The sequence below is a fragment of the Flavobacterium sp. KH_035 genome, from assembly GCF_057839565.1.
On sequence record NZ_CM174492.1, the window covers coordinates 13,594 to 40,590 of the forward strand.

Below are 26,997 nucleotides of genomic sequence, written 5' to 3' on the forward strand. Positions count from 1 at the left end.
TGATTTTTGAATGGTCTTTGTGCTCTTTGTGATTAAATTTCAATAGTTCCTTTGAAAACAAATTTAGCAGGTCCTGTCAAAAAAACATTGGTAAAATGATCTCCAGATTTGTCAAAAGAAACGACCAGTTTACCGCCTTCAACATTCAGATTAATGGAAGTTTCATTTGTTAAACCAATAGCATTCATCGCGATTGCTACTGCGGTTGCTCCTGTTCCGCAAGCCAAAGTTTCATCTTCAACACCTCTTTCATAAGTACGCAATGAAAAGGTACTGTCATCTACTTTTTTCACAAAATTAATGTTACTTCCTTTTTCTCCGTATAACTCACCATAACGAATTGCCGCACCATTTTCTTTCACATTGTAATGCTCTAAATCATCCACAATCTGCACATGATGTGGCGAACCAGTATTTAAAAAAGTATAAGAATCATTCTTTTGCACTTCATCAACATCAATCATCTGCAATGAAACAATAGCATCCTCCCCTACCGAAGCATGATGCAAACCATCGGTCGCAATAAAAGTAGTTTTATCTTCAATCACCCCCAATTGATTAGCAAAAGCGACCAGACAACGGCCACCATTTCCACACATCGAACTCTGATTACCATCTGAATTATAATAGACCATTCTAAAGTCGGTTTCGGTATCATTTTCTAACAAAATAAGTCCATCCGCACCTATCCCGAAACGTCTGTCGCACAAGCGTTCAATCAATTTAATATTTTCTTTTGGGAAGAACTCTGATCGGTTGTCAATCATAACAAAATCGTTCCCTGTACCTTGGTATTTATAAAATTCTATTTGCATTTTTTTTACATTAATAAACACAAAAGTACGAACAAATAATTAATGAAATGTTAATCAATGTTAAAGAGCGTTAAACCGTTTTATCAAATAATTTTTTGAAGTATTTTTACGTTAAAATAACCAATAATATAAACTGTAATATGAAAAGATTTTCAACCTTATTTTTAGTTTCACTACTTAGTGGTGCAACTACCCTTGGTGCTTACAAATTATTATTTGAAAGCAACAATTCTTTTTTTGGAAGAGGAAATTCTGTTGTTACTCTTGCCCCAAATTCATTTGGAAGAAACGTAGCCTTATCTGCCGAAACGGTTGATTTTACAGCAGCCGCAGATAAAACCATTCACACTGTGGTTCACGTAAAAAATGTTTCGCGAAGAACAGTCAGCAACCCAATGATGGAATTTTTCTACGGTTACGGAGGTCAACAGCAACAAGAGCAAGTTGGAACCGGATCCGGAGTTATCATTTCAGAAGACGGATACATTGTAACCAATAATCATGTGATTAAAGATGCTACAGAAATCGAAATCACTTTAAACAATAAAAAGTCATACAAAGCTAAATTAGTTGGTACCGATTCTAAAATGGATATTGCCTTACTAAAAATTAATGCTGATGAGAAATTACCTTATACCGCTTTTGCCAATTCTGATTCTGTAAAAATCGGAGAATGGGTTTTGGCAGTAGGGAATCCGTATAATTTAACTTCTACTGTTACAGCCGGAATTGTTTCGGCAAAAGCCAGAAATCTGGATACAAACGGAATCCAGTCTTTTATTCAGACGGATGCCGCAGTAAATCCCGGAAATAGCGGTGGTGCCTTAGTAAATACCAGAGGCGAACTGATTGGTATTAACACAATGATATCTTCGATGACAGGTTCCTATGTAGGCTATTCGTTTGCCGTTCCGTCTAATATCGCCCGCAAAATAATCGAAGACATTATGGAATTCGGGAATGTACAAAGAGGTATCTTGGGTGTTGAAGGTGGCGAATTAAACAGTACCGCTTCTAAAGAATTAGGAATTACAGAAACACAAGGTTTCTACATTAGTAAAGTATCCAAAAATTCCGGCGCTGAAAAAGCTGGGCTTGGTAAAGGAGATATCATCGTTAAACTTGACGACCAAAATATTGCAACTTATGCAGATTTATCAGGTTACATCAACACAAAACGCCCGAATGATGTCGTTAAGGTAACCTATATCAAAGATGGAAAAACCAAAACAGTACCGGTAACTTTAAGTAAAAATGAATTTTTCAGTACCGAGTTTAAAGGAATCGAATTAGAAAATATCGATGCTTCGGATAAAAAGAGATTCAAAATTGATTATGGTGTAAAAATCAGAAGCATAACCAACGAAAATTTAATGCAGTATCAAAATGAACTGCAAGGCAATATCATCTTGAGTATTGATAATGTAAAAGCAACCAATATAGAAACGGTTTCTAAACTTTTAAACAGAAAAAATGACGGACAAAGTGTACGTCTTGAAATGATTAGTAAATCGGGTGAAATTCTCCGAATTATTATTTAAGTCTCCCTTTTACAGTCTCAGTTTTCAGTCTCGATTTACAGTTTGTTTTCCACTGGAAACTGCCAACTGAGACTGAAAACTCATAAAAAAGTCATCTTAGAAATAAGGTGACTTTTTTGTTTTCCTTCACAAATGAACTCCCATTTTCATTATCATAAGCTCATTTTTTAACTAATTAGGAAAAAATATTTTTTATACAAATTTCAAAAATAAATCATAAAATAGTTTACGAAATCGATTGAAATGGGTACTTTTGCGCAAAATTTAAAAATATTCGTGTATTTATTTTTTCAATTTAATCAATTATGAGCAAAAAATCTTTGTACCAAAAAGAGGTATCATTACAAGTCGACCGAAGAAGAGCTGGTGTCGAATTAATTAAAATCATAAGCGATTTATGGTATGACAAATCCATTGAGATGGTTCTTTTCAAAAACCAATTACTGGATCAAAATGTCAGCGATATTATCAATTTGCATCAATATGCCGGTGAATTTGTAGGCAAGCCTATCACCATTTTTGATTCAGTTGAAATCGCCAGAGTAGTTTTATCTTTAGATCTTCCACCTGCAAAATTAGATCTTGGAAAACTAACTTATGAATATCGTTTGGAAGATGAGAAATATCCTGATGCGCGATATTTTGTAATCGACAAATTGAAAGAAGCAAAATCTTCTGAAGAAATTCAGCCAAAAGATGTTGTTTTATATGGTTTTGGAAGAATTGGCCGTTTATTAGCCAGAGAATTAATGTCTAAAACCGGCAAAGGAAATCAATTGCGACTGAGAGCGATTGTTACCAGAGACAAAAATGACGCTTCGACATTAGAGAAAAGAGCTTCTCTTTTAAGATACGATTCAATACATGGAGATTTTCAGGGGTCTGTTACAGCCGATCCAAAGAACAATGCATTAATTATCAACGGAACCACCGTTCATATCATTACAGCAAATTCACCGGAAGAAATTGATTATACTTTATACGGAATCAATCAGGCCTTAGTTATTGACAATACCGGAGCTTTTACAACAGAAGAAGCTTTAAAAAGACACTTAACTTCTAAAGGAGCCAGTAAAGTTTTATTGACTGCACCTGGAAAAGGAGTTCCAAATATTGTTCATGGAGTTAACCATAATGAATACAATCCTGACGAAATTGATATTTTCTCTGCTGCATCCTGCACAACAAATGCAATTACGCCAGTCTTAAAAGCTGTCGAAGATACATTAGGTGTAGTAAAAGGACATTTAGAAACTATTCATGCCTATACAAACGATCAAAATTTGGTCGACAATATGCATAAAAAATACCGTCGTGGAAGAGCTGCAGCTTTAAACATGGTAATTACCGAAACTGGTGCGGGAAGTGCAGTTGCAAAAGCATTACCATCATTAGAAGGAAAATTAACTTCAAATGCTATTAGGGTTCCTGTTCCAAACGGTTCTTTGGTAGTTCTGAATTTAGAAGTTAAAAAAGCAACTTCAATCCCGGCGATCAATAAAATCATGAAAAAATACGCTTTAGAAGGCGAATTAGTAGAGCAAATCAAATATTCATTGAATAACGAATTGGTTTCATCTGACATTGTAGGAACGTCAGCTCCTTCAATATATGACAGTAATGCTACAATTGTATCTAAAGATGGAAAAAACATTGTATTGTACATTTGGTACGATAACGAATACGGCTATAGCCATCAGGTAATTCGTTTGGCGAAATACATTGCAAAAGTAAGACGTTTTACTTACTACTAGGATATACCAAAACCATCCATACTGCAAAAGCCATCAAGTTTTCTTGGTGGCTTTTCTTTTTTCACTTTAAGTTATTTCAATCCTGCTCATCTAAAACAAATTCACAACATTTCCGAAATTATATAGGCAAAACTGTAGTGCTCTTTACTTCAGAAATAACAAAAACAGTATTGATAAGCGAAACCTCAGGAAGAACAGCTAATTTTTTCTGATGAAAATGATGAAAGCTTTCCATATCAGGAATGATCACTTTTAACATATAATCAAAATTTCCTGAAACATAGTTACACTCAACCACTTCCGGTAAATTTAAAATCGATTGATTGAATCCTTCCGATGTATCATAAGTCTGTTTTGTTAGAGTGACCTGACAATAAACCGTCAGATTGTTACCGAGTTTTTTTTTATTTAAAATAGAAACATACTTCTCTATAACTCCTTCTCTTTCAAGACGTTTCACCCGATCATGAACAGGTGTCAGAGACAGGTTTATTTTGTTTGCGATATCTTTTAAAGTATAGTGCGCATTTTCCTGTAAAAGTCGTAAGATTTTCTTGTCAATATCATCTAAAGCCATAACGAAAACGTTTTCATTGATTAATAAAATTTAGTCATTTTTTCTTTTTAGAGGCAATTTAATTTCCTTAAACAGTATATTTTTCTGTAAAAGTAAAAAATAAAATAATATTTTCTTATTTATTACTCATTAATCAATAATATATTCTCTATCTGTAGTTTTGTAAAACAATTTCAACAAAAAATAAAAAAGATAACAAAATGATAATAGGTGTTCCAAAAGAAATCAAGAATAATGAGAACCGTGTAGCATTAACTCCAGCAGGAGTTTCTGAAATGAAAAAACACGGACATACTGTTTATGTACAAGCTACTGCCGGTTTAGGAAGTGGTTTCGGTGACGATGAGTATGCAAATGCAGGTGCGGTAGTTTTAGGAACTATTGAAGAAGTATATGCAATTGCTGAAATGATTATTAAAGTAAAAGAGCCTATTGCTTCTGAATATCCATTAATCAAGAAAGATCAATTATTATTCACTTATTTCCACTTTGCTTCATCAGAGCCATTAACTCATGCTATGCTTGAAAAAGGTGCTGTGTGCTTGGCTTACGAAACAGTTGAAAAAGCTGACCGTAGTTTACCATTACTAGTACCAATGTCTGAAGTTGCAGGTCGTATGGCTATCCAACAAGGAGCAAAATATCTTGAAAAACCATTAAAAGGAAGAGGAATTCTTTTAGGAGGTGTTCCAGGCGTTCCACCAGCAAAAGTATTGGTTTTAGGAGGAGGAATCGTAGGAACTCAGGCTGCTAAAATGGCTGCTGGTTTAGGTGCACAGGTTACTATTATGGACTTAAGCTTACCACGTTTACGTTATTTAGATGATATCATGCCAGCTAACGTGAACACAGAAATGTCTAACCACTACAACATCACTAAAGCAATCGCTACAGCTGATTTAATTGTTGGTGCCGTTTTGATCCCAGGAGCAAAAGCACCTCACCTGATCACTCGTGATATGTTAAAATTAATGCGTCCAGGAACTGTTGTTGTTGACGTAGCTGTAGATCAGGGTGGATGTATCGAAACTTGTACTCCTACAACTCACGAAAACCCAACTTTCATTATTGATGATATTGTTCACTATTGTGTAGCTAATATGCCGGGAGCTGTTCCTTACACTTCTACTTTAGCTTTAACAAATGCTACTTTACCATATGCTGTACAATTAGCAAACAAAGGATGGGAAAAAGCTTGTAACGAAAATGAAGAATTGAAAAAAGGATTAAACATCGCTAATGGAAAAATCCTTTACAAAGGAGTTGCAGAAGCTTGGAATCTACCTTTCAACGAAGAAATAGTGTTAACAAACGCATAGTGTTAACACTAAAATAAGTGCTTACTAAAACACTATCAAAAGGCTTTTCTTAATTGAGAAGCCTTTTTTTATACCTATAAAAAAACCTGTCATGAAAAACAAGACAGGCTTTTTTTATTATTTTATAAGTATGAACTATTTTTCATCCAAAACTTCCTGCAAAACTTTTGCTTCGGTTCCATTTGGAAAAGTTACTTTAATTTTTTGTGCAATTGTTGGAGCAATTTCTGTAATGGCTTTTTTATCATAGGATTCTCCTTTTTTAATGTGCCATCCATAAAAAATAGCAGGAACGTGAGTATCATAACTATAAGGCGTTCCGTGTGATGTTCCTGTAGTAGAATATTCAATATCTCCAGGCTTATCCAAAATAATTAAATCTCCATTTTGAGTTACATCGTACCCTTTTGCTACAAAATCAAGGTAATAATCTTTACCGGAATTGGCTAAAATTTCTTCCTCTGTATATACTCTTTTAACTTGCGGCTGTGAAATTAAAAACTCTTTAAAAATCTGTTTCACTTTTACTAAATCAAGTCCTTTTTTCTTAAGAACCGGCTTATTCAAAAATACGTTAAAATTAGAATAATTTAAAATCAAATCCACACCAAATGTTTTTGTTGAAAAATCCTGAAGACTCTTTTTAACATCCTTAGCAGGGTAGTTATTGACATTGTACTTTCTGTCTTTTAAATAAATTACATTCTCAGCGCCCGCATGGTCAGCTGTTAAAAATAACAGATAATTATCTTTCCCAACAGTCTTATCTAAATAATTCAAAAAGTCAGCAATCGTCTGATCCAATCTCAAATAAGTATCCTGAAGCTCCATTGATCTTGGCCCAAGTAAATGTCCCACATAATCTGTAGAAGAGAAACTAACCGTTAGAAAATCTGTTATACTATCTTTTCCTAATTCTTCTTTCTCGATAGCTTTCATAGCGAATTCTGCCAACAAATCATTACCATAAGGTGTAGCTCTTAAGATCCCTGCATCATTCTTCTCATACATAGTTTTTAAATCATAAGGAAAAACAGGTGCGGCACTTCCATACAACTTCCCCTCATACGGATTATTATCAGGCAGACTCTCATTATAAACCGAAAGTGGCTTATACAAATCCCATCCCTTATTGATATACGGCATATAATGTTTTTCATTATTGAATTCTGAAACCCATTCCGGAAGTTTCTCACCGTAAAAAGTACTTGAAATAAAAGAACCCGTCTTGCTGTACCAAAATGCCCAGTTAGCAAAATGTCCAGCTGGTAAAATCGCTCCACGATCCTTAAGACTCATACCAATCACTTTTCCTTCAAAATTAGTTGCCATTCTAACTTCATCGGTAATAGTAGTACTTTGCAAGTTTTTAGGCGACATAGCACCTTCTTCCACTGTACCATCTCCTACTGTTTTCACACCCGCATCGTCAGTACAGTACGTTTCTTTACCAAGCGTTCTGCTAAACCATTCATTTCCTACAATTCCATGAGTCGCAGGCGTAGTACCGGTATAAATAGAGGCATGCCCCGGCGCAGTATACGTAGGCATATAATTATAATGCATATTTTGAAAAGTATATCCATTATTCATCAATCTCTTAAATCCATTCGATGAAAAATCATCTGAGAATCGATACAAATATTCCATTTTCATCTGGTCTACCACAATACCTACCACCAACTTAGGGCGCTGTTGAGCACTTAAATTTGAAATCACAAATAATGTCAACAATACAATAGTTTTTTTCATACTTAAATTATAATATTTAAAACAAAAATACTGATTCACTTTTAAAAAAGTCTATCACAACAACTTAAAAAACTAAAATTGACCATATTTTAACAAAAACGGAGTTCATAAAAATAAGTATGGCGTTTCCCTTCGGGTCGGGCTGTACGCTAAATCTTTTGCGATAGAAGTTTTAACTGATTTAAGAAAATGTTTGCTAAACTTTTCTTTTGCTCTCCAAGTCACAAAGACGCGAAGTTCATTTCAATCAGATGCTGTTAAACTTTTTAAAGTAACTCCGCTAGGAGTCTAATATTGGTAACCACAGGTAACACTCACAACCTGCCCATCATAAAGGTGTCCCGTAGGGACTACACTATCAAGTAGCATAAAAAAAACCTCAAGGAATCTCTCAAAATACATAAAACAAAAAACCCTATCCGATTTGGATAGGGTTTTTAAAAGAAAGGCGACGACATACTCTCCCACATAACTGCAGTACCATCTGCGCAGGCGGGCTTAACTACTCTGTTCGGGATGGGAAGAGGTGAGCCCCGCCGCAATAACCACCTTAAGGTTTTTAGTAATTAGTCCTTAGTGCATAGTAATTAGTCCTTAGACTCTTTACTAGCTACTTTTCACTAATTACTGCTCTTGCGCGAGCAAATATCTTAACATACTGAGATAAAGAAAAGTACTTTTATTTACTATTTTAGAAAGTTTCTTCTCTCCCGATTTGCATCGGGAGAGAAAAGGGTGTACATAAGCTTACGGATTATTAGTACTACTCGACTATGACATTACTGCCTTTACATCTATAGCCTATCAACGTGGTCATCTTCCACGATCCTTAAAAGAAATCTCATCTTGTGGTGGGTTTCGCGCTTATATGCTTTCAGCGCTTATCCCTTCCAAACGTAGCTACTCTGCGGTGCCCCTGGCGGGACAACAGATACACTAGAGGTTTGTCCAATTCGGTCCTCTCGTACTAGAATCAGATCCACTCAAATTTCTAACGCCCACAGTAGATAGAGACCGAACTGTCTCACGACGTTCTGAACCCAGCTCGCGTGCCACTTTAATGGGCGAACAGCCCAACCCTTGGGACCTTCTCCAGCCCCAGGATGTGACGAGCCGACATCGAGGTGCCAAACCCCCCCGTCGATATGAGCTCTTGGGGGAGATCAGCCTGTTATCCCCGGCGTACCTTTTATCCTTTGAGCGATGGCCCTTCCATGCGGAACCACCGGATCACTATGCTCTACTTTCGTACCTGATCGACCTGTATGTCTCTCAGTCAAGCTCCCTTATGCCATTGCACTCTACGCACGGTTACCAAGCGTACTGAGGGAACCTTTAGAAGCCTCCGTTACTCTTTTGGAGGCGACCACCCCAGTCAAACTACCCACCAAGCAATGTCCCCCACAACGCGGGGTTAGGCTTCAGATAAACAAAGGGTTGTATTTCAACAATGACTCCACAACGCCTGGCGACGCCACTTCACAGTCTCCAACCTATCCTACACATCATTTATCCAAAGTCAATACTAAGCTATAGTAAAGGTGCACAGGGTCTTTTCGTCCCACTGCGGGTAAACGGCATCTTCACCGTTACTACAATTTCACCGAGCTCATGGCTGAGACAGTGTCCAGATCGTTACACCATTCGTGCAGGTCGGAACTTACCCGACAAGGAATTTCGCTACCTTAGGACCGTTATAGTTACGGCCGCCGTTTACTGGGGCTTCAATTCAATGCTTCTCCGAAGATAACATCTCCTCTTAACCTTCCAGCACCGGGCAGGTGTCAGGCCCTATACTTCATCTTACGATTTTGCAGAGCCCTGTGTTTTTGATAAACAGTCGCCTGGACCTCTTCACTGCGGCCCTGTATTACTACAGGGCGACCCTTCTCCCGAAGTTACGGGTCTATTTTGCCTAATTCCTTAGCCATGAATCTCTCGAGCACCTTAGGATTCTCTCCTCAACTACCTGTGTCGGTTTACGGTACTGGTACTAATTACCTGAAGTTTAGAGGTTTTTCTTGGAAGCCCTTAGGCGCACTATCTCTTTGTCCGAAGACGCCGAGTACTATCGTATTTCCCCAAGCCGTGTGGATTTGCCTGCACAGCTTATAGGTAGGTACTTCAACGAACTATTCCGTCAGTTCGCGGCGCTTTCATCACTCCGTCACCCCATCACAGTAATTAGTAGTACGGGAATATTAACCCGTTAGCCATCGACTGTCCCTTTCGGGTTCGCCTTAGGACCAGACTAACCCACAGCTGATTAGCATAGCTGTGGAAACCTTAGTTTTTCGGTGTGCGGGTTTCTCGCCCGCATTATCGTTACTTATGCCTACATTTTCTTTTCTAACCAGTCCAGCATACCTGACGATACACCTTCAACCCTGTTAGAATGCTCCCCTACCACTTAGAGTAAACTCTAAATCCATAGCTTCGGTAATACACTTATGCCCGATTATTATCCATGCTCGTCCGCTCGACTAGTGAGCTGTTACGCACTCTTTAAATGAATGGCTGCTTCCAAGCCAACATCCTAGCTGTCTGGGCAGACAAACCTCGTTCTTTCAACTTAGCGTATATTTGGGGACCTTAGCTGATGGTCTGGGTTCTTTCCCTCTCGGACTTGGACCTTAGCACCCAAGCCCTCACTGCTGAGAAACATTATATAGCATTCGGAGTTTGTCAGGAATTGGTAGGCGGTGAAGCCCCCGCATCCAATCAGTAGCTCTACCTCTATATAACTTTACGCTCAGCGCTGCACCTAAATGCATTTCGGGGAGTACGAGCTATTTCCGAGTTTGATTGGCCTTTCACCCCTACCCACAGGTCATCCGAAGACTTTTCAACGTCAACCGGTTCGGTCCTCCACTGTGTGTTACCACAGCTTCAACCTGCCCATGGGTAGATCACACGGTTTCGCGTCTAACACTACTGACTAAAGCGCCCTATTCAGACTCGCTTTCGCTACGGATCCGTGGCTTAACCACTTAACCTTGCCAGCAACGTTAACTCGTAGGCTCATTATGCAAAAGGCACGCCGTCACCCCACGAAAGGGCTCCGACCGCTTGTAAGCGTATGGTTTCAGGATCTATTTCACTCCGTTATTCACGGTTCTTTTCACCTTTCCCTCACGGTACTGGTTCACTATCGGTCTCTCAGGAGTATTTAGCCTTAGCGGATGGTCCCGCCAAATTCAGACAGGGTTTCACGTGCCCCGCCCTACTCAGGATACCACTATCTATTATACTCGTTACCCATACGGGGCTATCACCCTCTTTGGCTCGACTTTCCAGTCAATTCCGGTTCCTTGTACATAAAATATCGTGGTCCTACAACCCCAACATTGCCGTAACAACATTGGTTTGGGCTAATCCGCGTTCGCTCGCCACTACTTACGGAATCACTTTTGTTTTCTTCTCCTCCGCCTACTTAGATGTTTCAGTTCAGCGGGTTTGCCCACCTATCGGTGTACTATGTCTTCAACATAGTGGGTTGCCCCATTCAGGTATCTACGGATCAATCGGTGTGTGCCCGTCCCCGTAGCTTTTCGCAGCTTATCACGCCTTTCATCGCCTCTGAGAGCCTAGGCATCCCCCATACGCCCTTATTTTGCTTATTGTACCAATCTTGTTACTTAAAACAAGACCGTTTTTTTTTGTCTTTTACAATAAATTGTAAAAAACGCTTTCTACTTTTTATTATTTTCTTATCTCAATATGTCAATGAACTTTAACAATTAATAATTATCAATTGATAATTGTCAATTATTTCGTGGAGAATAACGGAGTCGAACCGTTGACCTCCTGCGTGCAAGGCAGGCGCTCTAGCCAGCTGAGCTAATCCCCCATTTCTTAAATCTTAGATTGTAGAATTCAGATTTTAGATTTCTTTTTTCTTCTCTAATTTCTTTTGGTGAATTCCAACTTCCAGAATTTCCTTTTTTAAGCTAACAGTCTTTTTTATTTCCTTAATCTTTAAATAGTTTAATACTTAAAGCTTTCAATCTTTAAAAAGTAGTCCCGGGCAGACTCGAACTGCCGACCCCTACATTATCAGTGTAGTACTCTAACCAGCTGAGCTACGAGACTCTGTTTTACTTAATTTTCATTATTTTTTAAATTAACAGCAAGAGTAAGTGAATGTTGTGATTCAGAACCTTCTAAATTAACATCTTTTTTCCTCAACGTGTGTTTCCACTAACATTTGAGGCTCTAGAAAGGAGGTGTTCCAGCCGCACCTTCCGGTACGGCTACCTTGTTACGACTTAGCCCTAGTTACCAGTTTTACCCTAGGCAGCTCCTTGCGGTCACCGACTTCAGGCACCCCCAGCTTCCATGGCTTGACGGGCGGTGTGTACAAGGCCCGGGAACGTATTCACCGGATCATGGCTGATATCCGATTACTAGCGATTCCAGCTTCACGGAGTCGAGTTGCAGACTCCGATCCGAACTGTGACCGGTTTTATAGATTCGCTCCTGGTCGCCCAGTGGCTGCTCTCTGTACCGGCCATTGTAGCACGTGTGTAGCCCAAGGCGTAAGGGCCGTGATGATTTGACGTCATCCCCACCTTCCTCACAGTTTGCACTGGCAGTCTTGTTAGAGTTCCCGACATGACTCGCTGGCAACTAACAACAGGGGTTGCGCTCGTTATAGGACTTAACCTGACACCTCACGGCACGAGCTGACGACAACCATGCAGCACCTTGTAAATTGTCTTGCGAAAGATCTGTTTCCAAACCGGTCAATCTACATTTAAGCCTTGGTAAGGTTCCTCGCGTATCATCGAATTAAACCACATGCTCCACCGCTTGTGCGGGCCCCCGTCAATTCCTTTGAGTTTCATTCTTGCGAACGTACTCCCCAGGTGGGATACTTATCACTTTCGCTTAGCCACTGAAATTGCTTCCAACAGCTAGTATCCATCGTTTACGGCGTGGACTACCAGGGTATCTAATCCTGTTCGCTACCCACGCTTTCGTCCATCAGCGTCAATCCATTAGTAGTAACCTGCCTTCGCAATTGGTATTCCATGTAATCTCTAAGCATTTCACCGCTACACTACATATTCTAGTTACTTCCTAATAATTCAAGTTTAACAGTATCAATGGCCGTTCCACCGTTGAGCGATGGGCTTTCACCACTGACTTATTAAACCGCCTACGGACCCTTTAAACCCAATGATTCCGGATAACGCTTGGATCCTCCGTATTACCGCGGCTGCTGGCACGGAGTTAGCCGATCCTTATTCTTACGATACCGTCAAGCTGCTTCACGAAGCAGTGTTTCTTCTCGTATAAAAGCAGTTTACAATCCATAGGACCGTCATCCTGCACGCGGCATGGCTGGATCAGGCTTGCGCCCATTGTCCAATATTCCTCACTGCTGCCTCCCGTAGGAGTCTGGTCCGTGTCTCAGTACCAGTGTGGGGGATCTCCCTCTCAGGACCCCTACCCATCGTAGCCTTGGTAAGCCGTTACCTTACCAACTAGCTAATGGGACGCATGCTCATCTTTTACCGTTGTGACTTTAATAGTGATCTCATGCGAGACTGCTATGCTATGAGGTATTAATCCAAATTTCTCTGGGCTATCCCTCTGTAAAAGGTAGATTGCATACGCGTTACGCACCCGTGCGCCGGTCTCAAGTTCCGAAGAACTCTACCCCTCGACTTGCATGTGTTAAGCCTGCCGCTAGCGTTCATCCTGAGCCAGGATCAAACTCTTCATCGTATATTTTTTATATTATATTGCGATGCTTTATCTATCGGTTCTTTTCAAATCTCTCGATTCATTTACTCTTATTCTTTTGTTTTAACATCTCTGTTAAAACGGCTGTCAATTCAATATGTCTACGAACGTGTATTTCTTTTTATTGTCTCGCCTGTATCTCAAAGCGGGTGCAAAAGTAGAAAACTTATTTCTAAATGGCAAGAGTTTTTTGAAGTTTTTTTTTAAGAAAATTTAATTTCCTTTTTCCTTCTTTCTCCTTCCAATCTCTCAATGAGCTTCCCGTGTTTTGCGGGGTGCAAATGTAATATCTATTTTCAAATCTCACAAGCTTTTTCGAATCTTTTTTTGAAAATCTCTTTTCGCTTTTATTCCTTTGCTTGTCAGTATTTCAGTGAACGTCTATCGCTGTTGCGGGTGCAAAAGTAGACACTTTATTCACTTAAACAATAGCTTTTTCAAACTATTTTTAATCTTTTTTCAAACTTTATCTTAACACTCTGATAACACCCCTTTTACAAATTAAACTATTTTCAGGTTTGAAAGGTTTTTCCTTAGTGAATTAGATTCAGCACAATTCCATCTTACCAAACACCCCGATTTTACTAGTCTCGCAAAGGCGCAAAGACGCCAAGTTTTGCTTTTTTGCCTCATTCTCTTTTGAAAACCCATGCCCTAGCCCCGATAGAAGTGGAAATCCTTTTGCTTTTTCCTTTAAAAAGCAAAAGATTGAAACGCATAGCGGGAGAAAGCTCCTAAATACTCAAATTCCAAATTCTAAATTTTAAATTGCTTAGCCTATTCGCTAACACTCGGGGCCAAATTCCAAAGACTTCGACTTCGCTCAGCCGGACAATAGTTACTCTTCTATATAAACTGCAGAGTCAGCAGCATACAACCTTACCTTATATATAGGAGAGAACAAAAAACAATATACTCCCCAGAAACCTATCTCCAGAATTAACAAACACACTCTTATATATAGTAGTAAAAAATACACTTGAGGATAATTATAAATATTACTCTTATATATTAGTATAAACATGTATATATGTATTGTATGTATTTTTGTAATGCCTTATATTTGCATTCACAAAATTATAAACAATGATTAAGATTACTTTACCCGACGGGTCAATTAGAGAGTTTGCTTCAGGCGTAACTCCGATGGAGGTTGCAAAAAGCATTAGTGAAGGATTTGCAAGAAACGTGATTTCGGCATCTTTTAATGGTACAACAATTGAAACCGAAACTCCATTGACGACCGACGGTAGTCTTATTTTATATACCTGGAATGATGCCGAAGGAAAAAAAGCTTTTTGGCATTCGACTTCGCACGTAATGGCTCAAGCGCTTGAGGAATTGTTTCCTGGAATTAAATTAACTCTAGGACCTGCAATTTCGAATGGTTTTTATTATGATGTTGATTTTGAAGACCAGAAAATTACTGATGCTGATTTTAAAAAGATCGAAGATCGCGTTTTGGAGATCTCTAGAGGCAAACACGAATTTAAAATGCGTCCGGTTAGTAAAGCGGATGCATTAGAACTATATAAGGATAACGTTTACAAGACGGAATTGATTTCAAATCTTGAAGACGGAACTATTACATTTTGTGACCATGCTACTTTTACTGATTTATGTAGAGGTGGACATATCCCTAATACTGGTATCATCAAAGCTTTTAAAATTATGAGCGTTGCCGGTGCTTACTGGAGAGGTGATGAAAAGAACAAACAGCTGACTCGTGTTTACGGAACTTCTTTCCCAAAACAAAAGGATTTGACTGAATATCTTGAACTTCTTGAAGAGGCTAAACGTCGTGATCATCGTAAACTTGGCAAGGAACTTGAATTATTTGCTTTTTCTCAAAAAGTGGGCCAAGGCTTACCTTTATGGCTACCTAAAGGCGCTGCGCTTAGAGACCGTTTAGAGCAATTTTTAAAGAAAGCTCAGAAGAAAGCTGGATACGAACAAGTTGTTACTCCACATATTGGACAAAAAGAGCTTTATGTTACTTCTGGTCACTATGCTAAATATGGCGCTGATAGCTTTCAGCCGATACATACTCCTGCCGAAGGTGAAGAGTTTTTATTAAAACCAATGAACTGTCCTCACCACTGTGAAATATACAATGTAAGACCTTGGTCATATAAAGACTTACCTAAGCGTTATGCTGAATTTGGCACTGTATATAGATATGAGCAATCTGGTGAATTACACGGTTTAACTCGTGTTAGAGGGTTTACTCAGGACGATGCGCATATTTTTTGTACTCCAGAGCAATTAGATGAAGAATTTAAAAAAGTAATCGATTTGGTACTTTATGTATTTGGCTCGTTAGGTTTTGAAAACTTTACTGCTCAAATTTCTTTGAGAGATAAAGAGAACAGAGATAAATATATTGGTTCCGATGAGAACTGGGAGAAAGCTGAAAATGCCATTATTAATGCCACAGCTGACAAAGGATTGAATACTGTTGTAGAATATGGCGAGGCTGCTTTTTACGGTCCGAAGCTTGACTTTATGGTAAAAGATGCTTTAGGAAGACAATGGCAATTAGGAACTATTCAGGTTGACTACAACCTTCCTGAGCGTTTTGAATTGACTTATAAAGGTGCTGATAATGAATTACATCGCCCTGTTATGATTCACAGAGCTCCTTTTGGATCGATGGAACGTTTTATCGCAATTTTACTAGAACATACTGCAGGAAATTTCCCACTATGGTTAATGCCGGAACAAGCTATAATCTTGTCTTTGAGCGAGAAATATGAAATATATGCTAAAAAAGTTTTAGATTTGCTAGAAAATCACGAAATTCGCGCCCTAATTGACAACCGAAGCGAGACTATTGGTAAGAAAATTAGAGATGCAGAAATGCAAAAAATACCGTTTATGCTTATTGTAGGTGAGGAAGAGGAGAAAAACGGAACTATTTCGATCCGTCGTCACGGGCAAGAAGGAAAAGGGAATATTACAGTTACAATTGATGAATTTGTCGCTATTGTAAACGAAGAAATAAAAAAGACATTAAAAGTTTTTACAGTTTAACTTAAATTATAAAGTCATAGCAATAAGAAGCAACAGAGGTTACCAACCTCGAGTAGAAAAAAAGGATGCACACAGAATAAACAATAATATTCGTGGCGTACAAGAAGTAAGATTAGTAGGCGAAAACATCGAACCAGGTGTATTTAAGCTTGCTGAAGCTTTACGATTAGCGGATCAATTTGAACTGGATTTAGTTGAGATTTCGCCAAATGCTGAGCCACCGGTTTGTAAAATCATGGATTACAAGAAATTCGTTTACGAACAAAAGAAACGTGATAAGGTGTTAAAAGCTAAGTCTACGCAAGTTGTCGTAAAAGAAATTCGATTTGGTCCTCAAACGGATGAGCATGATTACGAATTTAAAAGAAAAAATGCAGAGAAGTTCCTTAAAGAAGGTGCTAAGCTAAAAGCATTCGTATTCTTTAAAGGACGTTCTATCATCTATAAAGATCAGGGTCAGATTTTGTTATTACGTTTGGCAACGGATCTGGAAGAGCATGGTAAAGTTGAAGCGATGCCTGTTTTGGAAGGAAAGAGAATGATTATGTTCATTGCTCCGAAGAAAAAGAAATAAGTCTTAAAGTCGAAAGTCTTAAAGTCAAAAGTCACAAACTGACTTTTGACTTTTGACTTTTAAACTTTCAGACCAAGATATAAGTAAGTAAGAATAAATTAAAACACTAGGAAAAATGCCTAAAATGAAAACAAAATCTAGCGCCAAGAAACGTTTCAAAGTTACTGGTTCTGGAAAGATTAAAAGAAAGCATGCTTTTAAAAGTCACATCTTGACTAAAAAATCTAAAAAACGTAAATTGGCTTTGACACACTCAGCGCTAGTTCACTCAACAGATATGAAAAGCATCAAACAACAATTAAGAATTATCTAATAATTCTTTAGGTTAAAAAATTATTTATATAACCTTGGAGTACGGCTTTTAAGTTCCTTTGATTCAATTCAGGACGCCTGCTACAAAAACACATTAAAATTATGCCAAGATCGGTAAATTCAGTTGCTAAAAGAGCAAGAAGAAAAAAAATAATGAAGCAAGCCAAAGGTTTCTTTGGTAGACGTAAAAACGTTTGGACAGTTGCTAAGAATGCGGTAGAGAAAGCGATGAGCTACGCTTACCGTGACAGAAAACAGAATAAAAGAAATTTCCGTGCTTTATGGATTCAACGTATCAACGCTGGAGCTAGATTAGAAGGAATGTCTTATTCTCAATTCATGGGGAAAGTAAAAGCTAATGGAATCGAATTGAACCGTAAAGTTCTTGCAGATTTAGCAATGAACCACCCTGAAGCTTTCAAAGCAATACTTAATAAAGTAAAATAAACGTTTTATAAACTCAATTTAGATTACTTACTTATCATAGAAAAACCATCTCGTTTAAACGGGATGGTTTTTTGCTTTATACAGGTTTGCCAAATTCTAATTTTTAAACCTACATTTGTATAAAACCTGTAAAAATGTATACTGCTCTTTTTTCACATATAGAAAAGTTTGTATCCCTCGAAGCTTCTGAAATTGATCTTTTAGAATCAGCCTTAAGTTTAACAACTATTAAAAAGAAAGACCACGTACTCCAAGAAGGACAGGTTTGCAACACTTTGTATTTTATCATAAAAGGATGTATGCGCCAATATATCATTAATTCCAAAGGAACAGAACAAACATTGCAATTTGGAATTGAAAGCTGGTGGATTACAGATTATCTAAGCTACCACAACCATGTTCCTTCTCACTTTTATATTCAGGCTGTAGAGAATTCTGAAGTTATCGCATTAGAAAAATCTGTACTGGAATCTATATTCATTCAAATTCCGAAATTGGAGCGCTACTTTCGTATTGTCTCACAGAAGTCATTTGGAGCAGCACAAATGCGAATTAAATTCCTCTTCACGATGTCGGCAGAAGAAAGGTATCATCACTTTAATAATCTGAATCCTGAATTCGTTCAGCGCGTTCCGCAATACATGCTTGCCTCCTACCTTGATTTCTCAGCTGAATTTATGAGTAAAATCAGAGCAGGGAAAGTCTAGGCTGTATTTCTTGAAGTAGTTCAAGTTTTTCAAAGTAGATATCCATGATCTTTGTATCAAACTTTTAAAAACACTTAAAATGAAACCAAGAATCGTTATCCCAACAGCAGCTCCTCAAGCATATCAAGCATTACTTAGCTTAGAAAAATACATTTCAACTACTTCGCTCACACCTGTACACAAAGAGCTAATTAAAATTCGTGCTTCACAAATAAATGGATGTGCACATTGCATTAACATGCACACCATTGACGCACGTAAACACGGTATCTCTGAACAGCGTATTTATCTACTAAGCGCCTGGCGTGACGCAGATATTTATACTGAAGAAGAAAAAGCAATTTTAGCTCTAACAGAAGAAGTAACTTTAATTAGCCATCACGTTTCTGATGAAACCTATCAAAATGCCGCAAGTTTATTCAGTGATCAGTACCTTGCCGAAATTATACTCGCAATCATTACGATCAATTCTTGGAATAGAATAGCCATTACAACAGGATTGAGAGTTTTATAGTTCTTTTGAGAACAAATTAACCTACTAATACAGACAAAATCTTCATTAAAAGAAGGCTTTGTCTGTATTTACTTATGAATAAATCTCGTAAAATAAAAAATAAAATTTAAATAAAAACAGGTATTTATACGCTTTTTTTTTGGAGCTTTAATTCTTTAATTTTGGCTCATGATACCTTACAGAATGCGGACTTTCCTATATATTATCTTCACTTTTTTATTACTCATATCCTGCCAGAAAAAGACTTCAAATACTCCAAAACCAAGAAATACAAAATCTGAAGTTAAACAAACGGCCCTAACCGCTAATCGTTTCTACAATCATAAAGAATTTGACAGCGCCTTTTTTTACTACAATAAACTGAAATTTATCTGCAGCCCCGTAACTGATTCGGAGAACTATATCACTTCACTAAACCGTATGGCAGAGATCCAGCAAGATCATGCTGATTATACAGGCAGCGAGAATACTATCAAAGAAGCACTACCCCATCTAAAACATATAAAAAAACAATCACAAATTTGGAATACTTACGTCATCTTAAGTATCAACTATTTAAATACCTACGATTATAAAAATGCCATACTTTATAATCAAAAAGCCCTCCGGTTAAAAACAGAAGAGTGGAGAAAGTTAGCTACCAAAAACAATATTGCGGTGATCTTAATCGAAGAAAAAAAATACTACGAAGCACTCCAGATTTTCTTGTCTCTAATAACAAAGAAGGAAGTAGTAGATAATGATGAATTCCAGGGAAAAGCTTTAGACAATATTGGATTCTGTTATTATAAAACGCATGACTTAGATGAAGCTTTATACTATTTCAAAAAAAGCCTCAAAATAAGGAAAAGGCAAAATCTCTCTTTTGACTTAGGGAAAAGCTATCAGCATTTTGCTAAGTTTTACGAAGAAAGCAATCCTGCATTAGCCAAACAATATATGCTTTTAAGCTATGAGAAATTTAGTCGTATCAATAATGTTGATGAACGTCTATCTTCATTAAAACTAATCATCAAAAATAGCTCTAATCGGGAATTAAAAAAGCACTCTATTATTTACGTGAACCTAATTGACAGTATCTTCGAAATTCGACAAAAAGCCAAAAACCAATACGCTAAAATTAAATATGACTCAAGAAAAGAGAAGAATGAAAATTTAAAACTCAAAACTCAAAAAGTAAAAAACGAAATACAACTGGAAAAACAAAGAAACAGAAATATTATCTCGTATATTACTATTGCTTTCTGTTTAAGTTTAGTTACTGTTCTCTACTTCTATCTGACCTCAAAAGGCAATAAAGTAAAAATAGAAGCTACTTATAAAAGTGAAACACGAATTGCAAAAAAACTACATGATGAATTGGCAAATGACATTTATCACACCATGGCTTTTGCCGAAAACAAAAATCTATCTATAGCAGAGAATAAAGAACAATTAATGAATAGTCTGGAAGCAATATATTCCCGAACACAAGACATCTCTAAAGATAATAATCTCATTGTAACTTCAGAAAATTACATCCTTAATCTAAAAGAGATGATTACCGGATTCAATACTCCAAACATCAATCTTTTGTTAAATGGTATAGAAACTATCAATTGGAACGAAATTGAAAAGAACAAAAAAATAACCATCTATCGAATATTACAGGAGTTACTTGTAAATATGAAAAAGCATAGTGCAGCAACTCATGTGGGTATCACCTTTAAAAAAACAGACAAAACGGCAATGATTATCTATACTGATAACGGAAAAGGAATTGATCTTAATACTATAAGATTTAAAAATGGCCTTCACAATGTTAAAAGCAGAATTCTGACAATAAAAGGAGAAATTGATATTGATTCGGCAAAGCAAAGAGGCTTTAAAGTAGTAATAAAATTCCCATTGCGATAATGAAGCTCTCTAATTATATAAAAAATAAAATTTTAGTGGGACGTATTCTCGCATTGTTGATCCTATCATCAGTTGCGGTGGCATTTTCATATCAATTTCAAAAAACTGAAACCAACGAAATACGCATCGCAAATAAAAAAAAATCTGCCGAAATAAAAAAAAATATCAATCAGGGTGACAAACTATTCGACAAAGGAGCCTACGCCGATTCCTATTTTTATTATAAAAAAGCCAGTCAGTTATGCAAACCTATAGATAATTATGCAGATGAATATGTTTACTCCTACTTATCCATCGCTAATCTACAACAAAATATGAGCAATTATATTGCTTGTGAAGAATCGATTGCAATGGTTTTGCCTCATCTAAAAAAAACAAGCAAGCCAAAATTTACATACAACACTTATACCCTCTTAGCATACAATTACTATTTTACTTACGATAATCATAATGCATTAATCTACCATAAAAAAGCATTAAAATTGGCTACCTCTTCATACAAAAAGGCAGTAATTCTATGTGATATATCCAACATTTATCTCAATCAAAAAAAATACAAAAAAGTTATTGATATACTGGAACCTTTAGCAGCAAAAAAAATCAGACATGAAAGCGATTCAGCAAAAACAGATAATGCGTACGCCATTCTATTAGAAAATCTTGGATACTGTTACTATAAAGTTGGAGATCCACGAGCCATTGACTGTCTTCAAAAAAGCACAGCTATAAAACTGAAGTTGAACGAACACTATGAATTGGTTAGTTCATACAATAATCTTGCTTTGTATTATTCCAAAACAAATCCCGCACTGTCAAAACTATATACTGAAAAGGAATATCACACGGCCTGTAAAATAAATTCGGCTACATTTAAGGCAAACTCATTATCATCTTTAATTACAAAAACGGAAGGAGCTGAATTAAAAAAATATTCGTTGGCCTATATCAAAATAATAGACAGTATCACTATTGCCAGAAGAAAAGCCAAAAATCAATTTTCGACAATTAAATACAGTTCAAATCAGAATAAAGAAGAGAACCTGCAACTTAAAGACCAAAAAGCAGAAAACGAATTACAGTTAGAAAGACAAAGAAAACGAAATATTATTTCATACATTATTATATTTTCCACTACTATGATAAGTTTATTAGTCTTTGTTCATCTAATTTCCAAAAGCAGAAAAGAAAAGAACGATGCTATTCTTCAAAGTGAAATTCGAATATCAAAAAAACTTCACGATGAATTGGCACAAGATGTCTATCAAACATTAAAATTCTCAGCACATGCTGATCTAAATCAAGAAGAAAACAAAGACCAGCTATTAAATAACCTCAATACAATTTATTCAAAAGCACGAAATATTTCTAAAGAAAACAGCTCAATTACAACTGACGAAAATTACAGTAGCGCTTTAAAAGAAATGATTTCGGGATTTAAAACAGTCGATCTTAATATTATTCTGAATGGTTACGATCAAATTCCCTGGGATGAAATTGAAAAAAGTAAAAAGATTATACTATACAGAATCCTTCAGGAACTATTTGGGAACATGAAAAAACACAGTCAGGCAACCTTAGTTAACTTAAATTTTAAAAATATTGAAAAAAAAATAGTTGTCGTTTACAATGATAACGGGGTTGGAGCCTACAATAGATCAATAATTTTAAAAAATGGACTACAAAATGTGGAAAGCCGTATTAAAACCATAAATGGAAATATTATTTTTGACTCCAATTCTAAGACAGGTTTTAAATTAAGTTTCAATTTCCCCATATAAACAAAATAATATGTTCACAAAAGTTTTAGTTGCCGAAGATTTAGACGGTATAAGCATCGCCGTAATTCAAGCACTTGAAGAACTAGAAGTTCCCATAATTGATCACGTCAAATATTGTGACGACGGATTAATTAAAATAAAAAAGGCAATTAAAGATAATGAGCCGTACGATTTGTTAATCACTGATTTATCTTTTAAACAGGATCATCGTAAAATTAATTTAAACGGTGGTGAAGAACTAATTGAAGCGGCAAATGAAGTGCAGCCCAAATTAAAAAAAATAGTATTCTCTATTGAAGACAAATCTTATCGTATAAAATCACTCTTTTTTGATTTAGGTATTAATGCCTACGTCTCTAAAGGACGAAATAGTATTGCCGAATTAAGAAAAGCAATTGAAGGAACTTTTAGAAATGAAGAGAGAATACTTTCTTCAGATCTGTCTTTTAGTTTTAACGAAAAAGTATTGTTTGAAATTGAATCTTACGACATTTCAATTTTAAAACTTCTGGCACAAGGTTACATATTAGATAATATATCAAACGAATTTAAAGCGTCTTCTATTACTCCAAACGGAACCAGCAGTATTGAAAAACGCATCAATAAATTAAAAATTTACTTTAAGGCAAACAACAATGTACACCTAATTGCCATTGCTAAAGACTTTGGCTTAATCTAATTTTTAACCTTTTTTACGGTTTCCCGTAAGGAAATGGATTTTAATAAATCTATTTTTGTGTGGAATCTATTAGTCAACTAATGAAAATCAAACACAAAAATAGTTTTAAACGAAATTTTCTACAGGTTTTTGTTTCAAAGATTAATACAACCAAAAACAAGATCATAATGAAAACAATGTTACTTTGTCTTTTTCTGTCTTTAAGTTTTGCTTTCGTTTCTGAAAAAACAGGATGGTTAGAAGTAGACTGGAAAATCATTTTTATACCAGCACTACTTGTTTTGCAAATTATAATAATTGGTACCGCTTTAAAAAACAGGTATAAAAAGCATTAAACATAAATTTACTGATACTGAAAATTTCAATGAGAATTTGTCAAAGAAAGATTCTCATTGAAATTAAAAATACTATTTACTTACACAATAGTCAAATTTTGAAATGCTTATATTTGATTCTTTAAATACAGCATGAAACATATATTAAGCTTTACTTTCCTCTTTTTTTCAATTCTCACCTATTCACAAACTAAAATTCTATCCTGGAATATTGAGAACTTAGGAAAATCAAAATCCGAATCCGAATTAAATTTCATAGCAAATACTGTTCTTGCTTATGATATTATTGCAATTCAGGAAGTCGTTGCAGGATACGGTGGTTCACAAGCTGTTGCAAAACTTGTTGCACTTTTAAATAATAAAGGAACTAAATGGGATTATACCATAAGTAATCCAACAAGCGGTAACAGTTATAAAACAGAACGTTATGCTTTTATCTGGAAAACCAGTAAAGTAAAACTGAAAGGAAATGCGTGGCTGGAAAAAAAATACCATTTAGAAATTGATCGCGAACCTTATCTGGGAACTTTTGAAATCAATAAAAAAACGGTTACATTGGTTAATTTTCATGCTATTACTAAAAAAAAACAACCCGAAACCGAAATCAAATACTTTAAACTGCTGCCAGAGGAATATCCTAATTTAAATTTGGTATTTATTGGTGATTTCAATTGCCCGCAATCTCACTCTGTATTTACTCCGCTAAAAAAAATGGGATATAATTCTATTTTACAAAATCAAAAAACTACCCTAAAACAAGAATGCAAAGAAACGATCTGTCTGGCGTCAGAATTTGACAATATTTTTTATCACAAAAATTCGCTAACCTATCTTAATTCCGGTATAGTTTCATTCTACAAAAAATTCAATTCGCTCCAGGAAGCGCGAAAAATATCTGACCATATTCCAATTTGGATCGAATTTTCACTGAATTAAACTATGTTTTCAGCTTTTTCTTTTTTGCTGCGGGAAACAAAACATTATTTAGAATTAAACGATACCCGGGAGAATTAGGATGCAAATCTAAAACAGTAGGAGGATCTCCCACCTGATGTTGGAAGTCTTCAGGATCATGACCTCCGAAAAAAGTAAACATTCCTTTTCCTTTTTCTCCATGAATGTATCTTGATTCCCCATTAAGCTCGCAAGTCCCCATTATTAAAACATTAGATTTTATCAAATCGGTATCAAATGAGGTAGTTTGTCCCATAAATCCTTTCACCAACTGTGTATGATTCTGGCATAACATACTAGGTATTGGATCCCATTTTGCAGAAAACTCCATTAAAGAAAAATAATCTTTCTCCATAGGAATCTTACGTTTTGAAGTCATGTCTATATCTGAGAATTCATAAACCTCTGGTCTACGTTCTAAGGTAAAATCTTTAAATGCAAATGAATTTCCGTAATTCAATTTTGATTGATAATTAGATTCGCTGGCATCACCGTCAAACATAGCTTCACAAATATCTACTCCATCTGCCGAAAGCGCAATATCAAAACTATCCGTGGCAGAGCACATTGCAAACATGAATCCACCTCCAATTACAAAATCTCTAATTTTTTTTGCAACAGCACCTTTTTCCTGAGAAACTTTAGGGTATCCTAATTTTGCAGCCAAAGCCTCGGCATCTTTTTTCTGCTCAATGTACCAGGGCGTATTTTTGTAAGCAGAAAAGAACTTACCATATTGCCCGGTAAAATCTTCGTGATGCAAATGCAGCCAATCATAAAGAAGCAGCTGATCACTTAAAACCTCTTCATCATAAATTGGTGTAAATGGAATTTCGGCATATGTTAAAACTAATGTTACAGCATCATCCCAAGGCTGTTTCCCTTTGGGTGTATAAACTGCAATTTTAGGTGCTTTTTCTAAAATAACAGATTCCATATTTTGAGAAGGACTTGAAATATCATTTAATATGGAAGCCTCTTCAGCATCTGAAAGAATTTCAAAACTCACACCTCTAATCTTACATTCTTTACGAATTTCATCGGCATCCGGAAGCAAAAATGAGCCACCACGATAATTTAAGAGCCAACTTGCTTTATAATCCCTACTTAAACACCAATAGGTAATTCCGTATGCTTTCAGATGGTTCTGTTGTGTAGTCTCGTCCATTGGAAGCAAAATAAACGAGGCCTTTGCTGTGAACGAAAGTAGCAATATGAAAATATAAACTAAGCACTTCTTCATTAGAATTTTATTTTAGTAAAGATATAAAGGAACCTTTGAAAAACACAACAGATGTTTTGGTTTTATAAGGTTAAAAATGTTAAAAAAAACTTGAAAATTATTATGCTCAATTGCTAAAATCACGTAGAAACACCTATTTCACAAAAGCACATTATCCTTACATTTGCTCTCCCCGGTCATCAAAATAATCAATGAAAAAGACAAAGGCATGAAGCTTAATGATGGTAATAAAGAACCAAAGGGACTGAATATGATACAAAAAATAGGAATCGTTGTACTTGTGTTAATTATAGTTTTGTACTATGCACTTTCAATACATTACTTAACGAGCTAATAGACTTAGATTGTTAAAACAGCAATTTCATTCTGAATCGCATAGACTACCAAACCGGCAATATTCTTAGATTCAGTTTTAAGTAGTAAATTGTTACGGTGCCCTTCTACGGTTCTGGGACTCAAATACAGATGGTCTGCAATTTCTGAAGTTGTTTTTTGCTGACAGATAAGCTGAAGAATCTCTATTTCACGCTGCGAAAGAAAGCCCGTTTCCAGATTTCCTTTTGGAGTCTTGCTGGAGATGATTGTTTCCTGAATAGTTTGAAGGACGCTTTCGTTATAATAAAAACCTTTTTTGGCAACCTGATTGATGGTATGAATTAAATCTTTTGGAGTAGTATTTTTTATTAAATAAGCCACTGCTCCCACCTGAATCATATTGGCAATAAATGATTTTGTGTCATAACTGGTCAGCGCAATGATTTTAATTTCAGGAAATGATTTTCGGATAATTTTTGTAGCCTCGACACCATTTAAAATTGGCATCTTCAAATCCATGATAATAATTTCTGGCTTAATCACACAATTATCTAGATTTGACAGAAGTTCTTCTCCGTTAGATGCTTCAAAGATAATATCGATATTATCTTCTCTTTGCAATAAAAAAGCAATTCCTTTACGGAATAAAACTTCGTCATCGACTAAAGCAATTTTAATAGCGGCACTCATTTGATTTTTGT

At 36.2% G+C, this 26,997-nt stretch carries 19 protein-coding genes, 2 tRNA genes and 3 rRNA genes; 14 read left to right on the forward strand and 10 right to left on the reverse strand.

The genetic code is table 11. The features are described from left to right. Window positions 1-32 precede the first annotated feature (32 nt). Window positions 33-815: a diaminopimelate epimerase gene (dapF, locus tag AC3IS6_RS00075; protein WP_489162656.1), complete on the reverse strand. Its 783-nt coding sequence runs from the start codon at window positions 813-815 to the stop codon at window positions 33-35. Between the two features lie 140 nt (window positions 816-955). Here dapF and AC3IS6_RS00080 point away from each other — a divergent pair, with 140 nt between their 5' ends. Further along, the gene (locus AC3IS6_RS00080) at window positions 956-2,356 is read left to right on the forward strand and encodes a trypsin-like peptidase domain-containing protein (protein ID WP_173966204.1); all 1,401 of its coding nucleotides are present in this window, start codon (window positions 956-958) and stop codon (window positions 2,354-2,356) included. A gap of 305 nt (window positions 2,357-2,661) precedes the next feature. Then, window positions 2,662-4,110, forward strand: coding sequence for a glyceraldehyde-3-phosphate dehydrogenase (locus AC3IS6_RS00085; RefSeq protein WP_489162658.1), 1,449 nt, complete (start codon window positions 2,662-2,664; stop codon window positions 4,108-4,110). Window positions 4,111-4,228: 118 nt separating this feature from the next. Here AC3IS6_RS00085 and AC3IS6_RS00090 read toward each other — a convergent pair whose 3' ends face one another. Then, the gene (locus AC3IS6_RS00090; RefSeq protein WP_489162660.1) at window positions 4,229-4,687 is read right to left on the reverse strand and encodes an Lrp/AsnC family transcriptional regulator; all 459 of its coding nucleotides are present in this window, start codon (window positions 4,685-4,687) and stop codon (window positions 4,229-4,231) included. A 200-nt stretch (window positions 4,688-4,887) separates the two neighbouring features. Here AC3IS6_RS00090 and ald point away from each other — a divergent pair, with 200 nt between their 5' ends. Beyond that, window positions 4,888-6,006, forward strand: coding sequence for an alanine dehydrogenase (gene ald, locus AC3IS6_RS00095; protein ID WP_489162662.1), 1,119 nt, complete (start codon window positions 4,888-4,890; stop codon window positions 6,004-6,006). A 135-nt stretch (window positions 6,007-6,141) separates the two neighbouring features. Here ald and pafA read toward each other — a convergent pair whose 3' ends face one another. The 6 genes from pafA to AC3IS6_RS00125 form a co-directional block, all read right to left on the reverse strand. After that, entirely contained in the window at window positions 6,142-7,758 is a 1,617-nt protein-coding gene (pafA, locus tag AC3IS6_RS00100; protein WP_489162664.1) for an alkaline phosphatase PafA, read from the reverse strand. A gap of 443 nt (window positions 7,759-8,201) precedes the next feature. Continuing rightward, window positions 8,202-8,311: ribosomal RNA gene (rrf, locus tag AC3IS6_RS00105) — 5S ribosomal RNA — on the reverse strand. 184 nt (window positions 8,312-8,495) lie between these two features. Beyond that, a 23S ribosomal RNA gene (locus AC3IS6_RS00110) occupies window positions 8,496-11,381 on the reverse strand. A gap of 153 nt (window positions 11,382-11,534) precedes the next feature. Further along, a tRNA-Ala gene (locus AC3IS6_RS00115) sits at window positions 11,535-11,608 on the reverse strand. A gap of 168 nt (window positions 11,609-11,776) precedes the next feature. Continuing rightward, window positions 11,777-11,850 (reverse strand) — tRNA-Ile (locus AC3IS6_RS00120). A gap of 127 nt (window positions 11,851-11,977) precedes the next feature. Further along, a 16S ribosomal RNA gene (locus AC3IS6_RS00125) occupies window positions 11,978-13,491 on the reverse strand. Together the 16S, 23S and 5S rRNA genes with 2 tRNA genes alongside form the textbook arrangement of a ribosomal RNA operon. 1,104 nt (window positions 13,492-14,595) lie before the next feature. Here AC3IS6_RS00125 and thrS point away from each other — a divergent pair. The 11 genes from thrS to AC3IS6_RS00180 all read left to right on the forward strand — a co-directional run bounded on the left by thrS (window position 14,596) and on the right by AC3IS6_RS00180 (window position 24,720). Next, window positions 14,596-16,542, forward strand: coding sequence for a threonine--tRNA ligase (thrS, locus tag AC3IS6_RS00130; RefSeq protein WP_489162666.1), 1,947 nt, complete (start codon window positions 14,596-14,598; stop codon window positions 16,540-16,542). Window positions 16,543-16,564: 22 nt separating this feature from the next. Next, window positions 16,565-17,116, forward strand: coding sequence for a translation initiation factor IF-3 (gene infC, locus AC3IS6_RS00135; protein WP_072974136.1), 552 nt, complete (start codon window positions 16,565-16,567; stop codon window positions 17,114-17,116). A 115-nt stretch (window positions 17,117-17,231) separates the two neighbouring features. Next, window positions 17,232-17,429, forward strand: a complete 198-nt coding sequence (rpmI, locus tag AC3IS6_RS00140; protein WP_007810722.1) for a 50S ribosomal protein L35 — start codon at window positions 17,232-17,234, stop codon at window positions 17,427-17,429. Window positions 17,430-17,530: 101 nt separating this feature from the next. Continuing rightward, window positions 17,531-17,875, forward strand: a complete 345-nt coding sequence (rplT, locus tag AC3IS6_RS00145) for a 50S ribosomal protein L20 (RefSeq protein ID WP_017498429.1) — start codon at window positions 17,531-17,533, stop codon at window positions 17,873-17,875. 134 nt (window positions 17,876-18,009) lie between these two features. Next, entirely contained in the window at window positions 18,010-18,582 is a 573-nt protein-coding gene (locus AC3IS6_RS00150) for a Crp/Fnr family transcriptional regulator (RefSeq protein ID WP_489162668.1), read from the forward strand. Window positions 18,583-18,661: 79 nt separating this feature from the next. Then, a complete protein-coding gene (locus AC3IS6_RS00155) occupies window positions 18,662-19,096 on the forward strand; it encodes a carboxymuconolactone decarboxylase family protein (RefSeq protein WP_489162670.1) in 435 nt (144 codons plus the stop codon). Between the two features lie 168 nt (window positions 19,097-19,264). Further along, on the forward strand, window positions 19,265-20,992 hold the full coding sequence (locus AC3IS6_RS00160) for a tetratricopeptide repeat-containing sensor histidine kinase (protein ID WP_489162672.1): 1,728 nt from the start codon (window positions 19,265-19,267) through the stop codon (window positions 20,990-20,992). Then, on the forward strand, window positions 20,992-22,770 hold the full coding sequence (locus tag AC3IS6_RS00165; RefSeq protein ID WP_489162674.1) for a tetratricopeptide repeat-containing sensor histidine kinase: 1,779 nt from the start codon (window positions 20,992-20,994) through the stop codon (window positions 22,768-22,770). The genes AC3IS6_RS00160 and AC3IS6_RS00165 overlap by 1 nt, the downstream gene beginning before the upstream one ends. Window positions 22,771-22,780: 10 nt before the next feature. Next, complete coding sequence (locus AC3IS6_RS00170) at window positions 22,781-23,449, forward strand: response regulator transcription factor (RefSeq protein ID WP_173967615.1); 669 nt, start codon at window positions 22,781-22,783, stop codon at window positions 23,447-23,449. 167 nt (window positions 23,450-23,616) lie between these two features. Beyond that, window positions 23,617-23,784 (forward strand): hypothetical protein, encoded by a 168-nt coding sequence (locus AC3IS6_RS00175; RefSeq protein ID WP_157495921.1) that lies wholly within the window; start codon window positions 23,617-23,619, stop codon window positions 23,782-23,784. 132 nt (window positions 23,785-23,916) lie between these two features. After that, window positions 23,917-24,720: an endonuclease/exonuclease/phosphatase family protein gene (locus AC3IS6_RS00180; RefSeq protein WP_489162677.1), complete on the forward strand. Its 804-nt coding sequence runs from the start codon at window positions 23,917-23,919 to the stop codon at window positions 24,718-24,720. A gap of 1 nt (window position 24,721) precedes the next feature. Here AC3IS6_RS00180 and AC3IS6_RS00185 read toward each other — a convergent pair whose 3' ends face one another. Further along, complete coding sequence (locus AC3IS6_RS00185; RefSeq protein ID WP_489162679.1) at window positions 24,722-25,981, reverse strand: asparagine synthetase B; 1,260 nt, start codon at window positions 25,979-25,981, stop codon at window positions 24,722-24,724. A gap of 339 nt (window positions 25,982-26,320) precedes the next feature. Beyond that, window positions 26,321-26,986, reverse strand: a complete 666-nt coding sequence (locus AC3IS6_RS00190) for a response regulator transcription factor (RefSeq protein WP_173967612.1) — start codon at window positions 26,984-26,986, stop codon at window positions 26,321-26,323. Between the last annotated feature and the right edge of the window lie 11 nt (window positions 26,987-26,997).